20 protein-coding genes are annotated in these 24264 nt (G+C 60.8%); 10 read left to right on the plus strand and 10 right to left on the minus strand.

What is annotated here, in order from left to right:
* Positions 1–171: 171 nt before the first annotated feature.
* The 4 genes from gltB to ACRQ1B_RS01885 all read left to right on the plus strand — a co-directional run bounded on the left by gltB (position 172) and on the right by ACRQ1B_RS01885 (position 7285).
* Positions 172–4899: a glutamate synthase large subunit gene (gltB, locus tag ACRQ1B_RS01870; RefSeq protein ID WP_432291974.1), complete on the plus strand. Its 4728-nt coding sequence runs from the start codon at positions 172–174 to the stop codon at positions 4897–4899.
* A 53-nt stretch (positions 4900–4952) separates the two neighbouring features.
* Positions 4953–5201 carry a hypothetical protein gene (locus tag ACRQ1B_RS01875; RefSeq protein WP_432291975.1) on the plus strand — a complete coding sequence of 83 codons (249 nt, stop codon included), beginning with the start codon at positions 4953–4955 and terminating at the stop codon, positions 5199–5201.
* Positions 5202–5252: 51 nt separating this feature from the next.
* Complete coding sequence (locus ACRQ1B_RS01880) at positions 5253–6707, plus strand: glutamate synthase subunit beta (protein ID WP_432291976.1); 1455 nt, start codon at positions 5253–5255, stop codon at positions 6705–6707.
* A 107-nt stretch (positions 6708–6814) separates the two neighbouring features.
* On the plus strand, positions 6815–7285 hold the full coding sequence (locus ACRQ1B_RS01885; protein WP_432291977.1) for a hypothetical protein: 471 nt from the start codon (positions 6815–6817) through the stop codon (positions 7283–7285).
* On the opposite strand, the gene ACRQ1B_RS01890 is transcribed toward ACRQ1B_RS01885, so the two are convergent.
* Together ACRQ1B_RS01890 and ACRQ1B_RS01895 are read right to left on the minus strand one after the other, a co-directional pair.
* Positions 7269–8510: an SGNH/GDSL hydrolase family protein gene (locus tag ACRQ1B_RS01890; protein ID WP_432291978.1), complete on the minus strand. Its 1242-nt coding sequence runs from the start codon at positions 8508–8510 to the stop codon at positions 7269–7271. The two genes, ACRQ1B_RS01885 and ACRQ1B_RS01890, sit on opposite strands and share 17 nt — an antisense overlap.
* An 89-nt stretch (positions 8511–8599) precedes the next feature.
* Positions 8600–9820, minus strand: a complete 1221-nt coding sequence (locus ACRQ1B_RS01895; protein ID WP_432291979.1) for a lytic murein transglycosylase — start codon at positions 9818–9820, stop codon at positions 8600–8602.
* Between the two features lie 204 nt (positions 9821–10024).
* On the opposite strand from ACRQ1B_RS01895, the gene galU reads away from it, so the two are divergent.
* Entirely contained in the window at positions 10025–10909 is an 885-nt protein-coding gene (galU, locus tag ACRQ1B_RS01900) for a UTP--glucose-1-phosphate uridylyltransferase GalU (protein WP_432291980.1), read from the plus strand.
* 61 nt (positions 10910–10970) lie between these two features.
* Here galU and ACRQ1B_RS01905 read toward each other — a convergent pair whose 3' ends face one another.
* Positions 10971–12701 carry an outer membrane beta-barrel protein gene (locus ACRQ1B_RS01905; protein WP_432291981.1) on the minus strand — a complete coding sequence of 577 codons (1731 nt, stop codon included), beginning with the start codon at positions 12699–12701 and terminating at the stop codon, positions 10971–10973.
* 155 nt (positions 12702–12856) lie between these two features.
* Here ACRQ1B_RS01905 and ACRQ1B_RS01910 point away from each other — a divergent pair, with 155 nt between their 5' ends.
* Complete coding sequence (locus tag ACRQ1B_RS01910; RefSeq protein ID WP_432291982.1) at positions 12857–13867, plus strand: KpsF/GutQ family sugar-phosphate isomerase; 1011 nt, start codon at positions 12857–12859, stop codon at positions 13865–13867.
* 21 nt (positions 13868–13888) lie between these two features.
* Here ACRQ1B_RS01910 and ACRQ1B_RS01915 read toward each other — a convergent pair whose 3' ends face one another.
* The 3 genes from ACRQ1B_RS01915 to ACRQ1B_RS01925 form a co-directional block, all read right to left on the minus strand.
* Positions 13889–14347, minus strand: a complete 459-nt coding sequence (locus ACRQ1B_RS01915; RefSeq protein WP_432291983.1) for an NfeD family protein — start codon at positions 14345–14347, stop codon at positions 13889–13891.
* A 4-nt stretch (positions 14348–14351) separates the two neighbouring features.
* A complete protein-coding gene (locus ACRQ1B_RS01920) occupies positions 14352–15365 on the minus strand; it encodes an SPFH domain-containing protein (RefSeq protein ID WP_432293790.1) in 1014 nt (337 codons plus the stop codon).
* Between the two features lie 107 nt (positions 15366–15472).
* Entirely contained in the window at positions 15473–15841 is a 369-nt protein-coding gene (locus ACRQ1B_RS01925) for a helix-turn-helix domain-containing protein (protein WP_432291984.1), read from the minus strand.
* Between the two features lie 206 nt (positions 15842–16047).
* On the opposite strand from ACRQ1B_RS01925, the gene queC reads away from it, so the two are divergent.
* From queC to ACRQ1B_RS01945, 4 genes are all read left to right on the plus strand, one after another.
* A complete protein-coding gene (gene queC / locus ACRQ1B_RS01930) occupies positions 16048–16758 on the plus strand; it encodes a 7-cyano-7-deazaguanine synthase QueC (protein ID WP_432291985.1) in 711 nt (236 codons plus the stop codon).
* On the plus strand, positions 16758–17114 hold the full coding sequence (gene queD, locus ACRQ1B_RS01935) for a 6-carboxytetrahydropterin synthase QueD (protein WP_432291986.1): 357 nt from the start codon (positions 16758–16760) through the stop codon (positions 17112–17114). Before queC ends, queD begins: the two co-directional genes overlap by 1 nt.
* The gene (gene queE, locus ACRQ1B_RS01940; RefSeq protein ID WP_432291987.1) at positions 17111–17857 is read left to right on the plus strand and encodes a 7-carboxy-7-deazaguanine synthase QueE; all 747 of its coding nucleotides are present in this window, start codon (positions 17111–17113) and stop codon (positions 17855–17857) included. Before queD ends, queE begins: the two co-directional genes overlap by 4 nt.
* Positions 17858–17923: 66 nt before the next feature.
* Positions 17924–19483: an FAD-dependent monooxygenase gene (locus tag ACRQ1B_RS01945; RefSeq protein WP_432291988.1), complete on the plus strand. Its 1560-nt coding sequence runs from the start codon at positions 17924–17926 to the stop codon at positions 19481–19483.
* Here ACRQ1B_RS01945 and ACRQ1B_RS01950 read toward each other — a convergent pair.
* From ACRQ1B_RS01950 to omp10, 4 genes are all read right to left on the minus strand, one after another.
* Positions 19471–20160, minus strand: coding sequence for an SDR family oxidoreductase (locus ACRQ1B_RS01950; RefSeq protein WP_432291989.1), 690 nt, complete (start codon positions 20158–20160; stop codon positions 19471–19473). The genes ACRQ1B_RS01945 and ACRQ1B_RS01950 overlap by 13 nt on opposite strands.
* Before the next feature lie 215 nt (positions 20161–20375).
* Entirely contained in the window at positions 20376–21410 is a 1035-nt protein-coding gene (hemH, locus tag ACRQ1B_RS01955; RefSeq protein ID WP_432291990.1) for a ferrochelatase, read from the minus strand.
* Between the two features lie 163 nt (positions 21411–21573).
* Entirely contained in the window at positions 21574–23535 is a 1962-nt protein-coding gene (locus tag ACRQ1B_RS01960) for a 5'-nucleotidase C-terminal domain-containing protein (RefSeq protein ID WP_432291991.1), read from the minus strand.
* 218 nt (positions 23536–23753) lie between these two features.
* The gene (gene omp10, locus ACRQ1B_RS01965; protein ID WP_432291992.1) at positions 23754–24119 is read right to left on the minus strand and encodes an outer membrane lipoprotein Omp10; all 366 of its coding nucleotides are present in this window, start codon (positions 24117–24119) and stop codon (positions 23754–23756) included.
* Positions 24120–24264 lie beyond the last annotated feature (145 nt).

Here is a 24264-nt window from a genome sequence, read left to right on the forward strand (position 1 = left end):
GGGTTATGCTGCCTCTTGAAGAGGTCGCGGTTCGCCCGGGCGGCGCCGTCGCATGACGCCAGGAATGACGTCAGAACTGTCGCATGAATTTTGGGATGATGTGCGACACCCGTGCCTCGTTCTGCAGAAATAACAAATGCCACCTTGCCGCCTGTGCGGCCAACAGGAGGAATGACCATGACGAAGACGATTGCCGACATCTCCGGTTTGCAGGCGGTCACGCCCGTGAAAAACGAGGAGAGTGTTCCTTTTGTCGCCTCGGGCATTCCGGGCCGCCAAGGTCTTTATGATCCGAAGAACGAACATGATGCCTGCGGCGTTGGCTTCATCGCGCATATGAAGGGTCAGAAGTCGCACCAGATCGTCAAAGACGGCCTGTTCATCCTCGAAAACCTGACGCATCGCGGCGCTGTTGGTGCCGATCCGCTGATGGGCGATGGTGCCGGCATTCTGGTGCAGATCCCCGACCGTTTTTTCCGCGAGGAAATGGCAAAGCAGGGCGTGACCCTGCCGAAGGCCGGCGAATATGCGGTCGGCCACCTGTTCATGCCGCGCAAGTCGGAAGAGATCGAACATTACAAGCAGGTGGTGAAGGACGTCATCGCCGAAGAGGGCCAGCAGTTCCTCGGCTTCCGCGATGTGCCGGTCGACAATTCCTCGCTTTCCAAGGCGCCGGAAATCGCTGCCACCGAACCCTATCACTGTCAGGTCTTCATCGGCGCCGGTCGCGATGCCGCGACCAACCCGGATTTCGAGCGCAAGCTGTTCCTGATCCGAAAGGTCATTTCGAACCGCATCTATGATGCCTTTGGCGGCGTCGACCAGGGTTTCTATCCGGTCTCGCTGTCCTCCACCACCATTGTCTACAAGGGCATGTTCCTGGCCTATCAGGTCGGCGCCTATTACACGGACCTGGCCGACCCGCGTTTCGAAAGCGCCGTCGCCCTCGTACATCAGCGTTTCTCCACCAACACGTTCCCGTCGTGGAAGCTGGCGCACCCCTACCGCATGGTTGCCCATAACGGCGAAATCAACACCCTGCGCGGCAACGTCAACTGGATGGCGGCGCGTCAGGCGTCCGTCTCCTCGCCGTTGTTCGGTGATGATATTTCCAAGCTGTGGCCGATCTCCTACGAAGGCCAGTCGGATACGGCCTGTTTCGACAACGCGCTGGAATTCCTGCTGCGCGGCGGGTATTCGCTGGCGCATGCGATGATGATGCTGATCCCGGAAGCATGGGCGGGCAACCAGTCCATGTCGAAGGAGCGCAAGGCGTTCTACGAATACCACGCCGCGCTGATGGAGCCGTGGGATGGCCCGGCCGCCGTCTGCTTCACCGATGGTCGCCAGATCGGCGCGACGCTCGACCGTAACGGCCTGCGCCCGGCGCGGTATCTTGTCACCGATGACGACCGCATCGTTCTCGCGTCAGAAGCCGGCACGCTACCGGTGCCGGAAGAAAGCATCGTCAAGAAATGGCGCCTGCAGCCGGGCAAGATGCTGCTGATCGACATGGAAAAGGGCCAGATCATCTCCGACGAGGAGCTGAAGACGGAACTTGCCACCAAGCACCCTTATTCCAAGTGGCTCGACAACACCCAGCTCATTCTCGAAGAGCTGAAGCCGGTTGAACCGCGTGCGCTGCGTCGTGACGTGTCGCTGCTCGACCGCCAGCAGGCCTTTGGTTACACCCGCGAGGACACAAAGATCCTGATGTCGCCGATGGCGACCACCGGTCAGGAAGCCGTGGGCTCGATGGGCACCGACACGCCGATCTCGGCGATGTCGGAAAAGTCAAAGCTGCTCTACACCTATTTCAAGCAGAACTTTGCGCAGGTCACCAACCCGCCGATCGACCCGATCCGCGAAGAACTGGTGATGAGCCTGGTGTCCTTCATCGGCCCGCGTCCGAACATTCTCGACCATGACGGGATGGCCAACGCCAAGCGTCTGGAAGTGCGCCAGCCGATCCTGACGAACGGCGATCTCGAAAAGATCCGCTCGATCGGCCACACGGAAGACCGTTTCGACACCAAGACGCTCGACTTCACCTACGCGATCGAGCGCGGTGCCGAAGGCATGCCGGAAATGCTCGATCGTCTGTGCGAGCGCGCCGAGGCGGCCGTCAAGGGCGGTTATAACATCATCGTGCTCTCCGACCGCCAGATTGGCCCGGACCGCATGGCCATTCCGGCGCTGCTCGCAACGGCTGCCGTGCATCATCACCTGATCCGCAAGGGTCTGCGCACCTCGGTCGGTCTCGTCGTGGAATCCGGCGAGCCGCGCGAAATCCACCATTTCTGCTGTCTCGCCGGTTATGGCGCGGAAGCCATCAACCCGTATCTTGCCTTCGACACGCTGACCGACATGCATATGCGCGGCGAATTCCCCAAGGAAGTCGATGCGCAGGAAGTGGTCTATCGCTACATCAAGGCTGTCGGTAAGGGCATCCTCAAGGTCATGTCCAAGATGGGCATTTCCACCTACCAGTCCTATTGCGGCGCGCAGATCTTTGATGCCGTCGGCCTGTCTTCGGAACTGGTCGAACAGTATTTCTTCGGCACCGCTTCGTCGATCGGTGGCATCGGTCTTGAAGAGATCGCTCAGGAAACCACCAGTCGCCACGAGTCTGCATTCGGCAAGGACCCGATCCTTGCCTCGACGCTCGATATCGGCGGCGAATATGCCTATCGCATGCGTGGCGAAAGCCATGCCTGGACGCCTGACGTCGTCGCCACACTCCAGCACGCCGTGCGTGGCAACAGCCAGGACCGCTACCGCGAGTTTGCCGAAATCGTCAACGACACGGCCGTTCGCATGAACACCATCCGCGGCCTGTTCAAGATCAAGTCGGCGGAAGAGCTTGGCCGCAAGCCGGTGTCCATCGACGAGGTTGAAGCGGCTGTCGATATCGTCAAGCGTTTCTCCACCGGCGCCATGTCCTTCGGCTCGATTTCGCGCGAAGCCCATACGACGCTCGCCATCGCCATGAACAAGATCGGCGGCAAGTCGAATACAGGTGAAGGCGGCGAGGAAAGCGATCGTTATCTGCCGCGCCGCGATGGTTCGATGAACCCGGAACGTTCGGCCATCAAGCAGATCGCCTCGGGCCGCTTTGGCGTCACGACCGAATATCTGGTCAATGCCGATATGCTGCAGATCAAGGTCGCGCAGGGTGCCAAACCCGGCGAAGGCGGCCAGCTGCCCGGCCACAAGGTTGATGCAACGGTTGCCAAGACACGCCACTCGACACCGGGCGTCGGCCTCATCTCGCCGCCGCCGCACCATGACATCTATTCGATCGAAGATCTGGCGCAGCTGATCTACGACCTGAAAAACGTCAACCCGACCTCCGACATTTCCGTCAAGCTGGTGTCGGAAGTGGGCGTCGGCACGGTTGCCGCCGGTGTCGCCAAGGCGCGCGCCGATCATATCACCGTCTCCGGTTTCGATGGCGGCACGGGCGCATCGCCGCTCACCTCGCTCAAACATGCCGGTTCTCCTTGGGAAATCGGCCTTGCCGAAACCCAGCAGACGCTGGTGCTGAACGGTCTGCGTTCGCGCATCGCGCTGCAGGTGGATGGTGGCCTGAAGACCGGCCGTGACGTCATCATCGGTGCGCTTCTGGGTGCCGACGAGTTCGGTTTCGCCACGGCTCCGGTCATCGCTGCCGGCTGCATCATGATGCGCAAGTGCCATCTGAACACCTGCCCTGTCGGCGTGGCCACGCAGGACCCGGTTCTGCGCAAGCGCTTCAAGGGCACGCCGGAACACGTCATCAACTACTTCTTCTTCGTGGCCGAAGAAGTGCGCGAAATCCTCGCCTCGCTCGGTTTCACCAGGCTCGACGAGATCATCGGTTCTTCGGATTTCCTGGCCAAGGACGAGATGCTCGACCACTGGAAGTCCAAGGGTCTCGATTTCTCGAAGATCTTCCACAAGGTGGACGCGCCGAAGGAAGCCACCTACTGGACCGAGCGCCAGAAACATCCGATCGACGACATTCTCGATCGCAAGCTGATCGAAAAGGCCATGCCCGCCTTGGAAAACAAGGAGCCGGTGGTTTTTGAAGCCTCGATCAAGAACGTCGACCGTTCGGCCGGTGCCATGCTCTCCGGTGAACTGGCCAAGCGCTGGAACGAAAAGGGCCTGAAGGACGACACGATCCGCGTGACCTTGACGGGTACCGCCGGCCAGTCGTTCGGCGCTTTCCTCGCACGCGGCATCACCTTCGATCTCGTCGGTGACGGTAACGACTATGTCGGCAAGGGTCTTTCGGGTGGCCGCATCATCGTGCGCCCGCCGGAAAACTCCAAGATCGTCGCCGAAAACTCGATCATCGTCGGCAATACCGTGCTCTACGGTGCGACCTCGGGCGAATGTTATTTCCGCGGCGTTGCCGGTGAACGTTTCTCGGTTCGTAACTCGGGTGCCATCGCGGTCGTCGAGGGCGTGGGTGACCACGGCTGCGAATATATGACCGGCGGCATTGTCGTTGTTCTCGGCGAAACCGGCCGCAACTTTGCAGCCGGCATGTCGGGTGGCGTGGCTTACGTGCTGGATGAAGTTGGTGACTTCGCCAAGCGCTGCAACATGGCCATGGTCGAGCTGGAGCCGGTGCCGGAAGAAGACGACATGCTGGAAAAGCTGCACCATCGTGGCGGCGACATCCAGCACAAGGGCCGCGTCGACGTGTCGGAAGACATGACCCGCCACGACGAGGAGCGTCTCTACCAGCTGATCTCCAACCACATGCACTACACGGGCTCCACCCGCGCCAAGGAAATCCTGGATCGCTGGGGCGAGTACCGTCCAAAATTCCGCAAGGTCATGCCGGTCGAATATCGCCGTGCGCTTGAGGAAATGGAACGCATGCGGATGGGCGTGGCTGCGGAGTAGTTCGACTGTCAGCGCCTTATGGTATCAGAGATAATCTGATGATGGAGGTGCCGATGTCTGCCGTATCGCACAACATGAGAAGCAAGATCATCCGAAAAGACGGTGTTCGGATGGTCGTCATTCCCGAAGAGTTCTTCTTGGTGGGGGAAGAGGTTGAACTTCTCCAGGATCGAGACGGTCTGATCTCGATCTTTCCCGGAGAAGAGTGGGCGAGGGAAGAGTTATGGGCTCGGTTCAATCCATTTGTTGAATGGAAAGACGGGACTTGGCCAAAAGAGATCCCCAAGTGGGACAAAGATTGACCTGACCACCCCGAAACGAGTGGTCCAGACGGTTCAGATAAAGGAAAAAGCATGGGCAAGGTAACGGGTTTCATGGAAATCGACCGGCAGGTGGCAAAGTACCAGCCGGCCTCCGACCGCATTCGCCATTTCCGCGAGTTCACCATCCCCATGTCGGATGCCGAGGTCACCAAACAGGCGGCCCGCTGCATGGACTGTGGCATCCCCTATTGCCACGGCCCGACCGGCTGTCCGGTGCATAACCAGATCCCCGACTGGAACGATCTGGTCTATAACAACAAGTGGGAAGAGGCGATCCGCAACCTCCATTCCACCAACAACTTTCCGGAATTCACCGGCCGTGTCTGCCCCGCACCTTGCGAGGAAGCCTGCACACTGAACCTTGAAGATGCACCGGTTGCGATCAAGACGATCGAACAGGCGATTGCCGACAAGGCCTATGAACTGGGTTACATCGTGCCGCAGCCGGCAACGGTGAAGACCGGCAAGAAGGTGGCGATCATCGGCTCCGGCCCGGCCGGCATGGCGGCTGCACAGCAGCTCGCCCGCGCCGGTCACGAAGTCCATGTCTATGAGCGCGAGACGAAGGCCGGCGGCCTGCTGCGTTACGGCATCCCGGACTTCAAGATGGAAAAGAACTTTATCGATCGCCGCGTCGAGCAGATGACCGGCGAAGGCGTCACCTTCCATTACGGCGTCAATGTCGGCGTCGACAAGCCGACCGAAGAGCTGATGGCCGAACATGACGCCGTCATCTATTGCGGCGGTTCGGAAACCCCGCGTCCGGCCGGTATTCCCGGTGTCGAACTGCACGGCGTCTATGATGCCATGCCTTATCTGGTGCAGCAGAACCGTCGCGTCGGCCGCGAAAACATCGACAGCACGGGCTGGCCGGCAGAACCAATCCTTGCCGGTGCCAAGCATGTCGTGGTTGTCGGCGGTGGCGATACGGCGTCGGACTGCGTCGGCACTGCTTTCCGTCAGGGCGCAGTCAAAGTGACCCAGCTCGACATCCGCCCGATGCCGCCGGAAAAGGAAGACAAGCTCGCCGTCTGGCCGTTCTGGGCGACCAAGATGCGCACCTCGTCTTCGCAGGCCGAAGGCGCCAACCGCGAGTTTCAGGTGGCAACGCTCGAATTCGTCGGCGAAGACGGCATGCTGACCGGTGTGCGCTGCTGCCAGGTGGATGAACGCCGCAAGCCGATTGCCGGCACGGATTTTATCATCAAGGCCGATCTCGCCTTCATCGCCATCGGCTTTTCCGGCCCGATGACGACGGGTGTTCTTTCGGAACTGGAAGGCAAGCTCGAACTGAACACCGACCGCCGTGGCTCGACCAACGTCGTTGCCAATGAGCGTGACTACAAGACCTCGATCGACAAGCTCTATGTCGCCGGCGACGTGCGTCGTGGCCAGTCGCTGGTCGTCTGGGCTATCCGCGAGGGCCGCCAGGCGGCGCGTGCGGTCGATGAGGCGCTGATGGGTTCGTCGGTTCTGCCGCGCTAAGCACAGTCGCTTCGTTATCGAATATCGGCCCTCTCGCTTACCGCGAGGGGGCTTTTTGCTGCCGTCATCGTTTGACGGAAAAGCGGAATCACCGCAGCTTCGTTGCCATGTACATTCTCAAGCAAGGCATCAAGAAAAACCCGGAAAGGCGATGGGCTTTGCCCGATCGCATCTTCTTCGGTCACGGCGCCTGCGCATTGCTGGCCGGCACTTTTCTGCGCAATCCACCATTGCCCGGCTTTTATGCCGAGCGCATCATTCCTTCTGAAGAGTTTGCCGGTGGGCATGCCTATGTGACCGATGGAACGGTCGTCTTCGACTATCATGGATACTCGTTGCGCAAACGGTTGCTGGCGCATCATGCCAAGGGCTGGTCGAAACGATATCCGGGCTGGAGTTGCTCAATCGAGACGGTCGATTTCGATCTGCTCGATACAGCTGAGTTGAACAGCCGCAAGATGCTGGGACCGGATCAGTATCTGCATGACGTCATTCCACGCGCGCAGGCGTTCATCGACAAGGTTGATCACGCTGCCGTTTCTGCCAGAGCGCGGGCCCTGATTACTGCGTCGCCTTGATCCGGTAATCATCGACGCGACCCGCAGGCGCTTCCGGCAGTTCGCCCCGTGTCACCAGAAGGTCGCGTGGAGATTGGCTCAAGGCCGGGGCAGGGGCGCTGGCACCGAGCAGGTCCTTGCCGCCGTCGAGGTCAGGGTCAGAGAGTGCAATCGGCTGGGTGGAGACGATGGCAGCCATCGGCGTGCCTGGAAGCACGGGCAAAGCCGGCAGGTTGCTGCCGTCGAGATTGACCATTTCGGCCGGTGGAACATCGCCGAGATGACGGCGGATGACCTTTTCCACGTAGAAAGCCAGCTTGCGGCGGCCGGCCTCGGTCATGTTGATGCCGTCGGAACTGCGCAGGCGCACCTGCTGGCCGTTCACGTCCGAACCGGTGACGATGAATTTCCCGTCCTCGTCGACAAAACCGTCCCAGATATCGACGAACTCGCCGCCGATCTCTTCGGCCTGGGTGCGGAAGATGGTGTTGAGTGTGACCGCATCCGCGGTCATCGAGGCGGATTGGAAGGCCGGCAGGCCCACCCACAACAATGGCAGGTCGTGGTCGCGGGCAATCTGGCCGAATTCGTTGACGCGTTGCTTGTAGATCTCGAACCAGCGTTCGGTGCGGAATTTTTCGCGCGCGTCATTGCTGTCGATCTGCTGTCGGTCATTGGCGCCGATCATGACAACAACGAGTGATGGTTTTTCGTTGGCGATCAGTTCGGGCAGTGCCTGTGGCCAGTCGTAGTGGTCCTGACGCACGAGACCGGATGCGGTCTCGCCGTGATTGACGACAAGGACACCGGGATTTTCGGCAAAGGCGGCTTCAAGGCCACCGGCCAGGCGGCCGGCCAGAAAATCTCCGACGACCAATACCTTCTTGGCATTTTCCAGCTTCTGCACGGGTTCAGGCTTCGGCTCGGCGGCAATTACCGGCGCGGCCGGTGCGGTGCGAACAGGGCGACGCGGTGTCGAGGCAGGGGCCGCCCGTCGTTTGCGGCGCGGTTCCATCTCTATCATCGACGGATCGCGCCGGCGACGGTCACCAAAAAACATGTCCATCAGGGTGCGGCGCTGCGGGCGCTCATAACGGCGGGGTTCGTCCAGATAATAACGCCGTTCCTGCGCGGCGACAGGCGCGACAAATTCCGGCAGGGCGATGATGACGACCGTCACCACGAGAATGGCACGCGCACCAAAAACCTTCAGTCGTTTGCCAAGGGGGAGCCGTGCAGCCTTCATGTCCCTGCCGTCCATTTCTTCCGGGCCGCGAGTGGACCGCAGCCCGGTTCCAGAGTCAACGATGCGATCATAATGATGGCATCGTGATGTCAGCGGATCGCCTTCAACAGCGAATGCGAGGGCTCGCCATCCTGCTGCATGCCGAGGCGTTTCTGGATCGCGGAAATGGCGGCTTTCGAGCCGGAGCCGAAATTGCCGTCGACTTCGCCGTCGTAATAACCGAGTTCCTTCATGCGCGACTGCAGCTCGAACTTTTCGGTGATGTCGAGCGTACCTTGCGGACGCGGCCAGCGTTGCTGCATGCCGCCGTAACCGGCGATCTGGTCGGCCAGAAGGCCAACGGCCAGCGCGTAACTGTCAGCGGCGTTGTATTTCTTGATGGTGAAGAAGTTTTTCATCATCAGGAAAGCCGGGCCGTCGGAGCCTGCCATCAGCTTCAGCGTGGCGCGATCACCCCCGCGCGGAAAACCCTTGCCGTTGGGGCGGGTGAAGCCAAGCGCTGCCCATTGCGCAATCGTCTTGGTCTGGCCTTCATATTTGGCGGCACCGGCCGGCAGGGCAGCTTCGTAACCCCAGGTCTTGCCCGAGGTCCAGCCGTTCTTGGCCAACAGGTTGGCGGCGGTGGCGAGCGCATCCGGCACCGAATGCCAGATGTCGCGCTTGCCATTGCCATCTGCATCGACCGCATAGAGCAGATAGCTGGTCGGGATGAACTGCGTGTGGCCCATGGCGCCAGCCCAGGAACCGGTCAACTGTTTTGGTGTGACGTCACCGGCCTGCAGGATTTTCAGCGCGGCGATCAGCTGGGTGCGGCCGAATTTGGAGCGCTTCGGGTCGGCCCAGGCGAGCGTGGCCAGCGCCTGCGGCACGTGGTGCAGGCGTTCCGGGTTTTCGAGTGCGGCGCCGTAATTGGATTCCATCGACCAGATGGCGAGAACGATATGCTGATCGACGCCGAACTGTCGTTCGATGGCGTTGAGCAGGCGGCCATGACGCGCCTTCATCTCGCGACCGATCTTGACTGTATAGGGGTTCACGCGGCTGTCGAGATAATCCCAGATCTTCGACTTGAATTCGGGCTGGTACTGCGCCTTCTGCAGCACGTCCTGATCGGGCGTGCTGATGCCCGCAAAAGCCTTGTTATAGGTCGAGCGGGTAATGCCGCTCTTGGCTGCCGTCTCATAGAAATTTGCGACAAAAGCCTTGAAACCTTGGTCTGCCTGAGCATGTATCGGAGTGACCGCGAGCGTCATGCCTGCGATCATCGAGAGAGCGAGCGCTTGAAAGCGACGGGGGCGAGTCATAGTCATGGACGGCGTATCCGTTGTTCTTCCAGTCAGGGTTTTCACCGGTGATGGCGGCCGGGTTACGGTCAGTGTAGAACATCAGAATAAATAAATTCTTTACCATGAGAACATCGCTCTGTCATTGCCCCGAAAAGGTTGAAATATATCCCTAGAGACCTTTTCACGGGCGACCGACAGACAGATAGATTGTGCTTTTAGGAGGCATGAGTGGGACACCAAAAGATTCGCAAGGCAGTATTTCCGGTAGCAGGCATGGGTACGCGCTTTCTGCCCGCGACCAAGGCCGTGCCGAAGGAAATGCTGACCGTCGTCGATAAGCCTGTCATCCAGTATGTGGTGGACGAGGCTATCGAAGCCGGTATCGAACATCTCGTGTTCGTCACCGGTCGCGGCAAAGGCGTTATTGAAGATTATTTTGATATTCAATTTGAACTGGAAGCACTCCTCAAGGAGCGCAACAAGAATGCCGAACTGACCATTCTTTCCGACATGCTGCCGCAGGCCGGTATGGCGAGCTTTACCCGCCAGCAGTCGCCGCTCGGCCTCGGCCACGCCGTATGGTGCGCCCGTGATATCGTCGGCGACGAGCCGTTTGCCGTGCTTCTGCCCGACATGATCATGTCGGCCGAAAAGGGCTGCCTCAAGGGCATGGTCGAGCTTTACGAAAAGACCGGCGGCAACATTCTGGCCGTCGAGGAATGCGATCCGGAACAGGCCCACAAGTATGGCATCGTCGGCGTCGGTGACGCTGTCGGCGAGGGCTTCAAGATCACCCAGATGGTCGAAAAGCCGGCCAAGGGTACGGCACCTTCGAACTTCTTCATCAACGGCCGTTATATCCTGCAGCCGGAAGTGTTCGACATTCTGGAAACCCAGGAACGCGGCGCCGGCAACGAAATCCAGCTGACCGACGGCATGCTGACACTGGCGAAATCCCAGGAATTCGCAGCCTACAAGTTCACCGGCGAAACCTATGACTGCGGCGCCAAGGATGGTTTTATCCTTGCCAACGTGGCTTTTGCCCTGAAGCGTGCGGACATCCGCCCGAGCGTGGAAAACGGCTTGAAGGCACTGGTTTCCAAGCTCGGCTGAGTTTTGGGGAATTGAATGAGAGAGGCCTCGGAGTGATGCTCCGGGGCCTTTTTTGCTTGTCTTAACGTCGCAACGTCAGGCCCGCGCCGATCTGCACCGTCTTGGTCGGTGACCCTCCGGCGTTTTCCTCGTGTTCGTAAGTCACGTCGCCGGTCAGATCGAGATAGCGGTTGAGCCGATAGGTGATACCGGCACCCAGCTCGTAGGTGCTCTCGTCGCTGCCGGACGGAAAATCGCGCAGCGTGGTGGCGCCGGTCAGGCGGGCGATCAGGTCGTTGCGCATCTGGTGCTGCACGGCGGTGGAAAATCGGTATTCGGCCCAGCCGTTGGCGCCGGCCGCCGTCGCATCCTGCAGCGTCGTGCGCAGGCCGAAATCGATATCGGTGCCACGACGCGGAGACCATGTGGCATTGCCGTCGAAGGCGACGGCGCCGAGGTCATCGAGGCGGCTGTCGTCATATTTGGCGACGACGTAACCGACGCCCAGTTCGCCGCGAAGCTTTTCGGAAAAATCGAATTCGACACCGCTGCGGACGGCATAATTGTTCGAAGAGCGCTGGTAGCCGGATGAATCGAAACGTTCGTCATACACGGCGCGACCGGCGGCGACCTCCAGGAAAGGGATGATCGCCGGCGACAGCTCGTAACCGATGCGCAGGCGGCCATCGACACCGGTGCGATCGCGATCACCACGGCTGACGGTGGTTCCATCACTCAGATCGACATCGCCATAAACGGAGCGCGCCACCGAGAGGGCAGCCGTACCGCGCATCACGCCAAAATCGCGCTGAACTGCAACGCCGCCACCGAACCGCTGTACGGTCGATTGCGTGCTGGCACCGGCAACCGCGTTCGGGTCGCTGTTGCTTTCACGCTCCAGCGCGTAATTGCCGGTAATGTTGGCGATCGTCTCGTTGGACAGGTCCAGCCGCAGGTCGGCATCAATCCGGCCTTCCGGTTCGAAATCGGCGCTGTTGCTGGTGCGGCCGGACAGCGTCTTTTCGAACGTGCCTTCCCCTGTCACCGTCAGCGCATGGCGGGACCAGTCGGAGGACAGCGTGCCGCGGATGGCGGTGGAAAGGTAGTTGCGGCTGGCCTTGCCGGCGCCGGTACGTTCCGTCTCGTGGTTGATGCTCTGGTTGACGCTTGGCCGCAGCGTGAATGTGCCAAGCCGCACGCCCAATCCGTCATCGGTGCGCGGTAGCGGATTGTCGATGCCGTCACGATTGAGTTCGGGCGGGTTGAGCGGGCCCTCGACCGGCTGGTTCAGATCCAGTTCCGCCGCCTGGCTGGTCTCATCGACAAGGCCGTCCTGATCGGTGCCCCGGCCGTTCGCCTGCCTGCCATTCAATATCTGATTTTGCGCCTGGTTCGGATCGTCCGCGCCGGCATCCTGTGCGTTGGGATCACCATAGGGATCAGGGGAGCCGGTCGGGATCGGATTGCCGGCGACAGGGCTGATACCGTTGCTCGAGCCGAGAGCGCCTGTCGGTAAGCTTCCTGAAGTGGCGGGCGTGCCGTATCCCGTGCCGCCATTGGTCGTTGTGGAATAGGAGCTCGCGCGATTGGTCGCCGCGCCGGGATAGGTCGTCTGGGCCAGAGCTATGCTGGGCACTAGGACGGTGGAGGCAAGAAGCACAAGCATCGGGCCGCGGCTCAAGGCCGGACGGTTCTGCCATGTCGGGCGGGCGAGACTGACGGATGGTGCAGGGGCGGGTATCACGGATGCGCGCGAAAAAGCCGCCCGCTTGCGGGGCGCTCCCGATCGAGCCTTTTGTCCTGTGCCGTTCATCGCATCGCCTGCAAGGGATAGATATTATCCAATCCTAAATCACTATGGTTAATGATCCGTTTCTTGGCCATTGAGGCTTCTTGTGCGGCGATCCGCCCATGTTGCGATCCTGTGTTGCGATGGACAAAAAATCGCAACGGCGTTACATGCACGCCATGACCCAGAACGCCGCTGAAACCACCGCTGCAACCGTGCCCTTGGCCGATGTCATCGCATCCGCCTTGCGGACCGTCGCCTTTGAAAAGCAGGGGCTGGATGCTCTGGAAGCGGCCTTGAACAATGGTCTGGCCGAGCCGTTCCGCAAGGCGGTCGATACCATTTTGGCAACGACCGGCCGTGTCATCATCACCGGCGTGGGTAAAAGCGGCCATATCGGCGTCAAGATGGCGGCAAGCCTGTCATCGACCGGCACGCCGACATCCTTCGTGCATGCCGCGGAAGCGGCCCATGGCGATCTCGGTATGATTGCGCAGAACGACGTGGTTCTGGCCATCTCCAAAGGCGGAGAAAGTGCCGAACTGAAGAGCATCGTCGCCTATACGCGCCGTTTTTCCATTCCGCTGATCGCGCTCACCTGCAATGCGCAATCCTCGCTCGGTCGCGCCGCCGATATCGTGCTGCTTCTGCCGGATGCTCAGGAAGCCTGTCCGCATGGTTTGGCGCCCACCACCTCGACGCTTTTGCAGATGGCGTTTGGCGATGCGCTGACCGTGGCGCTTCTGGAAGCGCGCGGATTTACGCCGACCGATTTTCGCGTGTTCCATCCCGGCGGCAAGCTGGGCGCGAGCCTCATGCACGTGCGCGACATCATGCATACCGGCGATCGCGTGCCGCTGGTCAAAAAAGGCACGCCGATGGTGGAGGCGATCACCGTCCTGTCGCACAAGCATTTTGGCTGTGTCGGCGTGCTGGATGAGGAGGGACGTCTGGCTGGCATCGTCACCGAAGGCGACATGGCCCGCAATCTGTCGCGCAATCTTAGCCAACTGTGTGTCGATGACATCATGACGCGCCAGCCGAAAACGATAAAACCATCGGTACTGGCGACGGCGGCGCTGGCCCAGCTCAACCAATATAAGATCGGCGCACTGCTCGTGGTCGATGATGACAACCGGCCGCTGGGGCTTGTGCATTTCCACGATCTCTTGAGGATCGGCGTCGCCTGACGCCGACCGGCTTTTTTCGTTTCAGGCCTGTTCGACCGTGAGGTCGCGTCCACTTGATGCGATAACCTTGACGCGTGTGCCGGCTGGCAGGTCCGGCCCCATCACCGTCCACGTTGTGTCGTCGAGCTTGATACGGCCGCGGCCTTCCGTGATCGGTTCGGCAAGCGTTGCCGTGCGGCCGACAAGGCTCTCGCCGCGGCGGTTGAGCCAGGGCTCGTCCGTCTTGGTGCCGCTGCCGTTATAGATGCGGCGGCCGGCCAGCGCGAAGACGACTGAAAGGGCGGCGAACAGCAGAAGCTGCACATGCCACCCCCAGAAGCTGCTGTTCCAGAGGGCCAGCGACAGCGCGCCGAGCACGACGGCTGCCGCGCCGATCCAGATCAGGAAAAAGCCGGGCACGACCAGTTCGAGCGCGAGCAGGACGAGCCCGACGATCCACCAGCTCCATGGCCCAAAACTGTTCCAGAGTTCGATCACCATGGCCTTAGCTTTCGGTGGAGCCGAACGGCGGCACGGTGGGCGGGCGGCGGATGGTCGGCTGGCGTGGTGCCGAAGGCGTGGAGGTCGGGCCGTTGCCGTCACCGCCAAACACTTCCTTGGCAATGGCGCCGATGCCACTCAGCGAACCGATCAGCGAGGAGGCTTCGAGCGGCATCAGCACGATCTTGGAATTGTTGGCCTTGCCGATTTCCACCAGTGCCTCGGTGTATTTCTGGGCAACGAAGTAGTTGATGGCCTGCACGTCGCCGACGGCAATCGCTTCCGACACGACCTGCGTTGCGCGGGCTTCGGCTTCGGCCAGACGTTCGCGGGCTTCGGCATCGCGGAAGGCGGCTTCACGTTCACCTTCGGCCTGCAGGACGGCTGCCTGCTTGGCGCCTTCGGCGCGCAGGATCTGCGCGTTACGGGCACCTTCGGCCTCGAGGATCTGGGCGCGCTTTTCACGCTCCGCCTTCATCTGGCGGCCCATGGATGCGACCAGGTCGGCCGGCGGCTGGATATCCTTGATCTCGATACGGGTGACCTTGATGCCCCACGGCTGTACCGCTTCATCGACGACGCGCAACAGGCGGTCGTTGATGACGTCGCGGTTGGAGAGAAGCTCATCGAGATCCATCGAACCCATCACAGAACGGATATTGGTCATGGTGAGGTTCTGGACGGCAATTTCCAGGTTGGTGACCTGATAGGCGGCCTGCGCCGGGTTGAGCACCTGATAAAAGGCAACGGCGTCAGCGGAAACGCTGGCATTGTCCTTGGTGATGACTTCCTGCGTCGGGATATGCAGGACCTGTTCCATGACATTCATGCGCGCGCCGATGCGCTCGATGAAGGGTGTCAGGATGTTGAGGCCCGGCTGCAGCGTGCGCGTGTATTTGCCGAAACGTTCGACGGTGTAGCAATAGCCCTGCGGCACGGTTTTCACCAGCGCGAACAGCAACAGGATCGCCAGAATGACGATGCCGATGACGAAAATATCGAACCCACTCAGGTCCAGCATGTGAAGCCCCCTTCAACTCGCATTTGATCGGCGGCGATCCTATGCAAGCGGCTTGGCATAAACAAGCAATAAGGGCAGGGAGGGTAGATTCCGGTGTGATTTCATCAACTTCGCTGCGGATTTGCAGGAATTTCCCGGATCAGGCGTGTCAGAAGCGGCAGAACATGGGCGGGGCGATCGCGCAGGTGCTCGATCAGTTCCCGTTCCAGTCCGCTCAGTTTTGCGCCTGTCACATCGGTGGTCTTCGGCTCGCCGGCCAGCAGCCAGTCCAGCGAGATGCCCAGAATATCCGATAGCCGTGCGGCGTTTTCGATCGACATGGCGTGGCCCTGCATCCATTTGGATACCGCCGCCGGCGAAATGCCGAGATCGGCAGCCAGTGCCATCATTTTCTGTGGCCCGCGGGCGCCAAGCGCCTGTCTCAGCCGCCTGCCACGATCGCGATCTATCTTCTGGGGTGTACGGCCTGGCAAAGAATCATCTCCTGCGTGCGTTCTTTGCAATATCCTCTTTTGGTTGTGAATTTCAACATGTGTTTGCGCAAAACACAATCATTGGACGAAAATAATGTGATTATCACAATGTTGTCAAAGGCCATTTGCAAGCGTGGCCCAACGGGATAAACAGCCGCCCAGAAATGCCGGTCGCAGCCTACCCGGTCAAAACAAGGACACCGATCATGAAGACACTCGTCGTCTGCTCCGGCGGACTCGATTCCGTTTCGCTTGCCCATCGCATCGCCGCTCAAGGCGATCTCATGGGTCTCATCTCCTTCGATTACGGCCAGCGCCACAAGAAGGAGATCGAATATGCCGCCGCAGCCGCAATGCGGCTGGGCGTATTTCACCAGATCATCGACATGCGGGCGATCGGCAGCCAGCTGACCGGCTCGGCTCTGACCGACGATCTCGATGTGCCGGACGGCCATTATGCCGAAGAAACCATGCGCATCACCGTGGTGCCCAACCGCAATGCGATCATGCTGACGGTTGCCTTTGGCGTGGCGGCGGCGCGTAAGGCTGATGCGGTGGCGATCGCCGTGCATGGCGGCGATCATTTCATCTATCCCGATTGCCGCCCGGATTTCATCGACAGTTTTGACACCATGCAGCGCCATGCGCTGGATGGTTATGCTTCGGTCAAATTGCTGGCACCCTATGTGAGCGGCTCCAAGGCCGATATCGTCAGTGATGGCGCCAAGCATTCGACGCCGTTCGCCGAGACGTGGTCCTGCTACAAGGGCGGGGAAAAACATTGCGGCCGTTGCGGCACTTGTGTCGAGCGGCGCGAGGCGTTTCATCTGGCCGGCGTGAAAGACCCGACGGATTATGCCGATCCGGATTTCTGGAAAGCGGCGACGGCCGGATTTTCGGCCGAGGAGGTGCGCTGATGTACCGGATCACCAAGGAATTTCACTTTTCCGCCTCGCACCAGCTGACGCATCTGCCGGCCGATCATCAATGCGCGCGTCTGCACGGGCACAACTATATCGTCGTGGTGGAGCTTGCCGCTGCCGAACTCGATGATGACGGTTTTGTCCGCGACTATCACGAGCTGAAGCCGCTCAAGCAGTATATCGACGACAATTTCGACCACCGGCATCTCAATGATGTGCTAAGCCATGAAAAGGTGACGTCGGAATTTCTGGCGAAGCATTTTTACGACTGGTGCAAGGCCCGCCTGCCGGAAACCTCTGCCGTGCGCGTCAGCGAGACGCCAAAAACATGGGCCGAGTATCGGCCATGAGTGCCGTTTCAGAAAAGATCCGCATCAGCGAGATTTTTGGGCCGACCATTCAGGGCGAGGGCATGCTGATCGGTCAGCCGACCGTGTTCGTGCGCACCGGCGGCTGCGATTACCGCTGTTCGTGGTGCGATACGCTGCATGCGGTCGACAGCGACTACCGCCATAACTGGCTGGCTATGGAGGTGGAAACGATCTGGGGGCAGGTGCGGCATTTGTCGGGCGGCGTGCCGCTGACCGTTTCGCTCTCAGGCGGCAATCCGGCCATCCAGCCGCTGGGATCGCTGATCCGGCGCGGCAAGCAGGACGGTTATCGTTTTGCCATCGAAACGCAGGGCAGTGTCGCGCGCGACTGGTTTGCCGACCTCGATTTCCTCGTGCTGTCGCCAAAACCGCCATCGAGCGGCATGGAGACGGATTGGGATATTTTGACCGACTGTCTCAGGGCTGCCACGGGATGTTCCTCTGGCGGCCCGCGCATCGGCCTGAAATTCGTGGTCTTCGATGATGTGGACTATACCTTCGCGAAGGATGCGGCGGCGCGTTTTCCCGATCTGCCGGTCTATCTGCAGCCCGGCAACCACACGCCGCCACCGCCGGATGACGATGATGCCCGTATCGATCTCGATGGCATCATGGACCGGATGTTGTGGCTGGTGGACAAAGTGATGGATGATCGCTGGTTCGCCGCAACCGTTCTGCCGCAGCTTCACGTTCTGCTCTGGGGCAACAAACGCGGCGTTTGACCTTCCTTCTTTGCCTTTCTCACCGTTGCGCTAGATTTATCGGCGGGAGAACTGGAGGAGGAGCGCATGCGCAAAAATGTGCTGATCGTGGGAGCGGGCCCGACCGGGCTGGTGCTTGCCTTATGGCTGACGAAGATGGGTGTGGCCGTGCGCATCATCTCGAAAGCGCCGGGGCCGGGCACGGCCTCGCGGGCGCTTGCCGTGCATGCGCGCACGCTGGAATTCTACGACCAGATCGGTCTAGCCGAGGCCGTGGTGTCCGAAGGCCACCATGTCGCCGGGGTCAACCTTTGGGTGGAGGGGGACAGGAAGGCGCGTGCGGAGTTCGGCGAGATCGGTGGAGGGCTGACGCCCTATCCCTTCCTGCATATTTATCCGCAGGATGCGCATGAAAAGCTGCTTCTGGCGCGGCTGGAAGCACTGGGTGTTTTCGTCGACTGGAATACCGGCTTCATCGACTGCCACGAAACCGCCGAGGGCATTTCGGCGCGGCTGGTGCTGCCGGACGGGAAGGACACCATCTATGAGGCTGCTTTCCTTGCCGGTTGCGATGGCGCGGGCTCAGCGGTGCGCAAGAGCATCGGCGCCGGTTTTCCGGGTGGCACTTACGAGCAGACCTTTTACGTCGCCGATGTCGAGGCATCCGGGCCGGCGATGAATGGCGAACTCAATATCGCACTCGACAGCGCCGATTTCCTGGCTGTTTTTCCAATGGATGAGGGGCGCCGTGCCCGCCTTATCGGCACGGTGGAGGAGGACGAGACGCATGCCGGCACGTTGCGTTTCGAGGATCTGAACGACCGGGCGATCGCCCATCTCGGAATTCAGGTGACGGCGGTCAACTGGTTCTCGACATATCGTGTGCATCACCGTGTGGCCGAGCGGTTTCGCAAGAGCCGCGCCTTCATTCTCGGAGATGCCGCGCATATCCACAGCCCGGCTGGCGGGCAGGGCATGAATACCGGCATCGGCGATGCCATCAATCTCGCCTGGAAGCTGAAGGCGGTTCTTGCCGGCGGCGTGCACGACATGGCGGCAGCCAACCGCTTGCTCAACACATTCGAGGCGGAGCGGATCGCCTTTGCCCGCAAACTGGTGCGCACCACCGATCAGGCTTTTTCCATGGCGACGGCTGATGGCTGGATGGCGCGTTTCGTGCGCACGAAACTGGTGCCGCTGGTCGTGCCCATGGCGACGCAGATCGAGCCGGTTCGGGATTTCATGTTCCGCACCGTGTCGCAGCTGATGATCCACTATCGCGGCGAATATCTGAGCCGTGGCGAGGCGGGCGATGTGCATGGCGGTGACCGGCTGCCATGGTTCGATCTGGGCGATGGCCGCTCCAACCATGACGGTTTTCGCGACCTCTGCTGGCAGGTGCATGTTTATGGATATGCCGGCCCTGAGGTTGAAGAATGGTGCCGTGAAAGCGGCCTGCCATGCCATGTGTTTCCGTGGCAGACGGAATTCGAGGAGGCGGGGATCGGCCGTGATGCCTGCTACCTGATGCGGCCGGACAGCTATGTGGCAAGTGCCGCACATGCGGCGCGACCGGAGGCGCTGGAACGTTATTTCTCCGACCATGGCATCACGCTGCCGTCGAAGGCGCAGGCCTATTCGGCGTAGATCATCTTCTTCGTCATGCCGCCATCGACCGTGATCGTCTGGCCGGTCACGAAGCCGGCGCTTTCAAGATAAAGAACGGCATCGGCGATATCTTTTGCACGGCCGACGCGTCCGGCCGGGTGCTGCGCCTCGTCTTCATGGCTGAGATCGGTTTCACTGCTGATCCAGCCCGGCGCGATCGCATTGACGCGGATCTTTGGGCCGAGGCTGACGGCGAGCGCATGGGTGAGCGCCACCAAGCCACCCTTGGAAGCGGCATAGGCTTCGGAATTGGGTTCGGACATGAAAGCACGGGTGGAGGCCATGTTGACGATGGCGCCGCCCTCGCGCATCAGCGGGGCGATGGTGCGGGTCATCAGGAAGGCGCCGGTGAGGTGGCTGTCGATGACGCGGCGCCATTCCGTCAGCGACAGGTCGAGAAGCGGCGTGCCGAGCGCGCCGCCGGTGGCGCCGGCATTGTTGACGAGAAGGTCCATGCGGTCCCAGCCGAGTTCGGCAACGGCGATTTCGACGGAGGCTTCATCGGATACGTCGCACTGGATATGCCGCACGCCTTCGACCGGATGCGGCGTGTCGGTGAGATCGAAGGAGGCGACCTCGAAACCGCGAAGAGCGAGTGCCTCGCAGATGCCGGTTCCGATCAGCCCGGCGCCGCCGGTGACGATTGCCTTCTTCATGGTGTGCCTCCTGTGGCTGTTGGACCAAGCTGCTCGCATCGCCTTGGCCGTTGGTGCTGCCCCTCATCCGGCTGCCGCCACCTTCTCCCCGTATACGGGGAGAAGGGTCCTAGCCGCGCCGTTGCCGTTCCCCCTCGCCCCGCGTGCGGGGAGAGGGGGCGCCGAGCGAAGCGGAGGCGGGGTGAGGGGCTTTCTCGCCGCCAATCCGACCCGCTCTACACCCAGCCCTGCAGCTCGCGGCGCACCACGGCCTCCAGCACATTCATGCCGTCGTCGCTGTCGTTCAGACACGGGATATGCACGAACTTCTCGCCACCGTGATGCATGAAGATTTCTCCCGCTTCACCGGCAATTTCCTCCAGCGTCTCGAGACAATCCGACACGAAACCGGGGTTCATGATGGCGACGCGCTTGATGCCTTCGGCAGCCAGCCCCTCCATCGTCTTGTCGGTATAGGGCTGCAGCCATTCTTCCGGCCCGAAACGCGACTGGAAGGTGATGCGCAGCTGATCCTCACGATAACCGAGCTTTTCGCGCAGCAGCCGCGCCGTCTTCTGACAGAAACAGTAATAGGGATCGCCGGCCTTGAAATAGGACTGCGGGATGCCGTGGAACGAGGTGATCAGCAACTGCGGTTCCCAGTCGAGGGTCGCCAGCGTGTTGCGCACCGAATTGGCGAGCGCCTCGATATATGCCGGGTCGTCGTGATAGGTCGGCACGGTGCGCACGGCCGGCTGCCAGCGCATCTTCATCAGGTGCTCGAAGGCCTTGTCGTTGACGGTTGCCGTCGTTGCCGCCGCATATTGCGGATAGAGCGGAAACAGCACGATACGGTCGCAGCCCTGCGCCTTCAGCGCATCGATCTTGGAGGCGATCGAAGGATTGCCGTAGCGCATGGCCCAGTCGACCACGACATTCGGTACATCCTTCAGGCGCTCCGCCATCAGCTCACCCTGGTTGCGGGTGTAGGTGCGCAGGTAGCTTTCGTTCAGATCCTTGTTCCAGATCTCCTCGTAGGCCTTGCCGACCTTTTGCGGACGCTTGTTCAAGACGATGCCGTAGAGGATCGGGTACCAGTAGAGTTTCGACCATTCGATGACGCGGCTGTCGGACAGGAATTCCGCGAGATACCGCCGCATCGACCAGTAATCCGTGCCGTCGGGCGTACCGAGATTGATGAGCAGGACGCCCACCTTGCCGAGGGATACTTGCGGGTGGTTGGCGGGCAGAACGGCTGTTGACGAGGTCATGCGGGCTTTCCGGCTGGGCGTGATGAGACCGTTATCTTCGAAGATGTCGGCCGATGCGCCTTATGTAGAAACAAAGAACGGTCCGGGAAAGCCCCGGACCGTCGTTTAGCGTAGGACAAATCGTCTTGGCGACGTTGTGTCGCCTTCGACCTGGCGGGCCGGCTTACTTGGCCGGCAGTTCCAGTTCCTTGCCGACCTGGATCAGGTTCGGGTGGCGCAGGCTGTTGGCCTTGGAGATTTCGCTCCAGCGGGTGCCATCGCCATAGGCGCTTTCGGCGATCGTCCAGAGCGAGTCGCCCTTGACGACCGTGTACTTGCTCGGGCCGTTGGCCGGCTGGGCGGTCTGGCCCGGAGCCTCGACAGCGGCCGGAGCCGTGGTCGTTGCAGCGGGTGCTGCCGGTGCCGGAGCAGTCGGGGCCGGGGTTGCTGCCGGAGCCTGTGCGGTGGTGGCCGGAGCCGGAGCAGCGGCGGGCGCTGCCGGTGCGGCATCGGCCTTCGGGGCAGGCTTGTAGTCGGCAGGCGTCAGGTCGGTGATGCGGCCATCCGTGTAAGGCTTGTACGGTGCGTTGGCGCCGACATACGCAGCCGTCACGTCGGCAAGGTCCGGACCGTAATCATAGGCATTCTGGGCGCCGGTCTTGAACGAGGCGTAACCATCACCGCCTGCGCGCATGAAATTGTTGGAGACGACGCCGTAGGTCTTGGCCGGATCGATGGCGACAAAGTTGTCGCCTTCCTTGGCCTGAACGTCGCTGACGCGGGAGCCGGCAGGCTTGGACTTGTCGAAGGAGAATTTCAGGCCTGCGACCTGCGGGAAGCGACCGGCGCCGTCATCGATCTGGCTGACGCCGTTTTCGAGTGCCTTCACCACATCCGCGCCCGAAAGCTGGAAGGTGGCAAGCGTGTTCTGGAACGGCAGGACGCTGATGACATCGCCCTGGGTGACGTCGCCTGATGCAATCGAGGCACGCAGGCCGCCGCCGTTGATGATCGCCATGGTCATGCCCTGACCCTTGGCGGCATCGAGCATGGCGTCGGCGACGAGGTTGCCCATCGAGCATTCCTTGGCACGGCAAACCGTGCGGTCGCCTTCGATCTTGTCGGAGGACTGGCCGATGACCTTCTTGCGCAGCTCGTCGATCGGCTTGGCAAGCTCAGTGACCATGGCGGCGACCGTCTGGTCCGGTTCGAACGCCTTGTCGACGAGGATCGGGTCGCCCTTGGCTGATTTGACAACGCCGTTGTCATCGAAGGTGATGGTCACTTCGCCGAGATATTTGCTGTAGGAGGCGGCGGTCACGACCGGCACCTTGTAGCCGCCGGCATTGTCGACGAAGGTCGGGTAGGGGCCTTCAGCCTTGGTATCGGTGTTGGACAGAAGCGTGTGCGAATGGCCGCCGACGATGACGTCGATATCGGCGATCTTGGCCAGAACGTCGAGGTCGCGCTTGTAACCGACATGGGTGAGCGCGATGATCTTGTTGACGCCCTCGGCCTTCAGCTTGGTGACCTCGGCCTCAATGGCGGCGACGTCGTCGTCGATCTTCACGTTCGGGCCGGGATTGGCGATTTCGTTGGTATCGGTGGTGACGACGCCGATAATGCCGATCTTCTGGCCGCCGACTTCAACGACGGTCGACGGTTTGACGCGATCGCCGAGCGTGGAGGCCGGCGTGACCTTGACGTTGGCGCCGAGGACCGGGAATTTTGCGCCTTCGAGGAAGGGCAGGATGGCGGTTTCACCATCGTCGAATTCATGGTTGCCGACCGTCATGGCATCGAAGCCGATGGCGTTCATGACCTCCAGCTCGGCCTTGCCCTTCAGCGTCGAATAGAACAGCGATCCCTGAAAATTGTCACCGGCATTGAGCGACAGCACGTTCTTGCCCGAAAGGGCGGAGCGGCGCTGTTCGAACGCGGTCTTCAGGCGGGCAGCGCCGCCGAAGCATTCCTGCGCGGCCTTTTCCTTGTCCGAGCAGGTCGAGTCATACTTGTTGATCTCTTCGACGCGCGAGTGAAAATCGTTGATGTGCAGGATGTTGAGTTCGAAATCGGCAAGCGCTGCGCCCGTGGAAAGGGCCAGAACCGATGCGGTCAAAAGCCCGGTCTTCAATCTCTTCAACATATCTCTCTCCATTTATAAAAGGCCCCTGTCGAAGCCGTTCCGCCTCGTTCTAGTTATCAAATATGACAGGCTTTCCGGGCCGCATGCTTTCATCAACAGCGGGGCGGTTCAAGGAGAAATGTGACAGTGCTGCGGGATGTCCACGGTGCACGCAAAAGCAAAGGGCCCCGCTGTCGCGAGGCCCTTGCAAAATCTCAAAATGGTTGTGACCGGACCACTTAGCTGCGGCGCGACAGCGAGAACTGCGAGCCGCTGTCGGCGGTGCAGTTGAGCTGGTTCATGTTGACGAGAGCGCAATTGACCTTGGACTGCGTCTTGCGCACCAGCGAGGTCATGTTGATCTCGACCAGCGTCGGCGACAGGGTGACGTAGTTGCCTGATGCCAAAAGCGCGTTGTTATCGGTGGAGCGGGTGTTGAACGTGCCGCCCTGGAAGGTGGAAATGATGCCGTTCGGGTCCGACCATGTGCCTTCGACGCCCTGCGGCTGGGCCGGGGCGGATGCCATCTGGCGCGGCGGGGGAGAGGATACGCAGGCGCTCAGGGTGGCAAGGGCAACCAGCGCCAGGCTCAGTTTCAGCTTCATACTCTTAAATCTCCGCAAATCGGCTCGCTGTCGGAACCATGCTGTCAAACCCTATGTAACGCAAGCGGTTGGCTTTGAAAGAGCCGTTTACCAATTCTTCAACATGAAAAACGCCCGCACGATGGCGGGCGTTTGACTATTTCCA

This window comes from Endobacterium panacihumi, from assembly GCF_050847465.1.
Classification (GTDB): Bacteria; Pseudomonadota; Alphaproteobacteria; order Rhizobiales; family Rhizobiaceae; genus Neorhizobium; species Neorhizobium panacihumi.

What these genes read in the sequence shown, in the direction of transcription:
- queC (WP_432291985.1), top strand. Translation starts at nt 16,048, where the DNA reads ATGAAGACACTCGTCGTCTGCTCCGGCGGACTCGATTCCGTTTCGCTT.
- queD (WP_432291986.1), top strand. Translation starts at nt 16,758, where the DNA reads ATGTACCGGATCACCAAGGAATTTCACTTTTCCGCCTCGCACCAGCTG.
- ACRQ1B_RS01890 (WP_432291978.1), bottom strand. Translation starts at nt 8,510, where the DNA reads ATGAAGGCTGCACGGCTCCCCCTTGGCAAACGACTGAAGGTTTTTGGT.
- ACRQ1B_RS01960 (WP_432291991.1), bottom strand. Translation starts at nt 23,535, where the DNA reads ATGTTGAAGAGATTGAAGACCGGGCTTTTGACCGCATCGGTTCTGGCC.
- ACRQ1B_RS01885 (WP_432291977.1), top strand. Translation starts at nt 6,815, where the DNA reads ATGTACATTCTCAAGCAAGGCATCAAGAAAAACCCGGAAAGGCGATGG.
- ACRQ1B_RS01895 (WP_432291979.1), bottom strand. Translation starts at nt 9,820, where the DNA reads ATGACTATGACTCGCCCCCGTCGCTTTCAAGCGCTCGCTCTCTCGATG.
- queE (WP_432291987.1), top strand. Translation starts at nt 17,111, where the DNA reads ATGAGTGCCGTTTCAGAAAAGATCCGCATCAGCGAGATTTTTGGGCCG.
- ACRQ1B_RS01945 (WP_432291988.1), top strand. Translation starts at nt 17,924, where the DNA reads ATGCGCAAAAATGTGCTGATCGTGGGAGCGGGCCCGACCGGGCTGGTG.
- ACRQ1B_RS01905 (WP_432291981.1), bottom strand. Translation starts at nt 12,701, where the DNA reads ATGAACGGCACAGGACAAAAGGCTCGATCGGGAGCGCCCCGCAAGCGG.
- omp10 (WP_432291992.1), bottom strand. Translation starts at nt 24,119, where the DNA reads ATGAAGCTGAAACTGAGCCTGGCGCTGGTTGCCCTTGCCACCCTGAGC.
- ACRQ1B_RS01880 (WP_432291976.1), top strand. Translation starts at nt 5,253, where the DNA reads ATGGGCAAGGTAACGGGTTTCATGGAAATCGACCGGCAGGTGGCAAAG.
- hemH (WP_432291990.1), bottom strand. Translation starts at nt 21,410, where the DNA reads ATGACCTCGTCAACAGCCGTTCTGCCCGCCAACCACCCGCAAGTATCC.
- ACRQ1B_RS01950 (WP_432291989.1), bottom strand. Translation starts at nt 20,160, where the DNA reads ATGAAGAAGGCAATCGTCACCGGCGGCGCCGGGCTGATCGGAACCGGC.
- ACRQ1B_RS01910 (WP_432291982.1), top strand. Translation starts at nt 12,857, where the DNA reads ATGACCCAGAACGCCGCTGAAACCACCGCTGCAACCGTGCCCTTGGCC.
- gltB (WP_432291974.1), top strand. Translation starts at nt 172, where the DNA reads ATGACCATGACGAAGACGATTGCCGACATCTCCGGTTTGCAGGCGGTC.
- ACRQ1B_RS01915 (WP_432291983.1), bottom strand. Translation starts at nt 14,347, where the DNA reads ATGGTGATCGAACTCTGGAACAGTTTTGGGCCATGGAGCTGGTGGATC.
- ACRQ1B_RS01875 (WP_432291975.1), top strand. Translation starts at nt 4,953, where the DNA reads ATGTCTGCCGTATCGCACAACATGAGAAGCAAGATCATCCGAAAAGAC.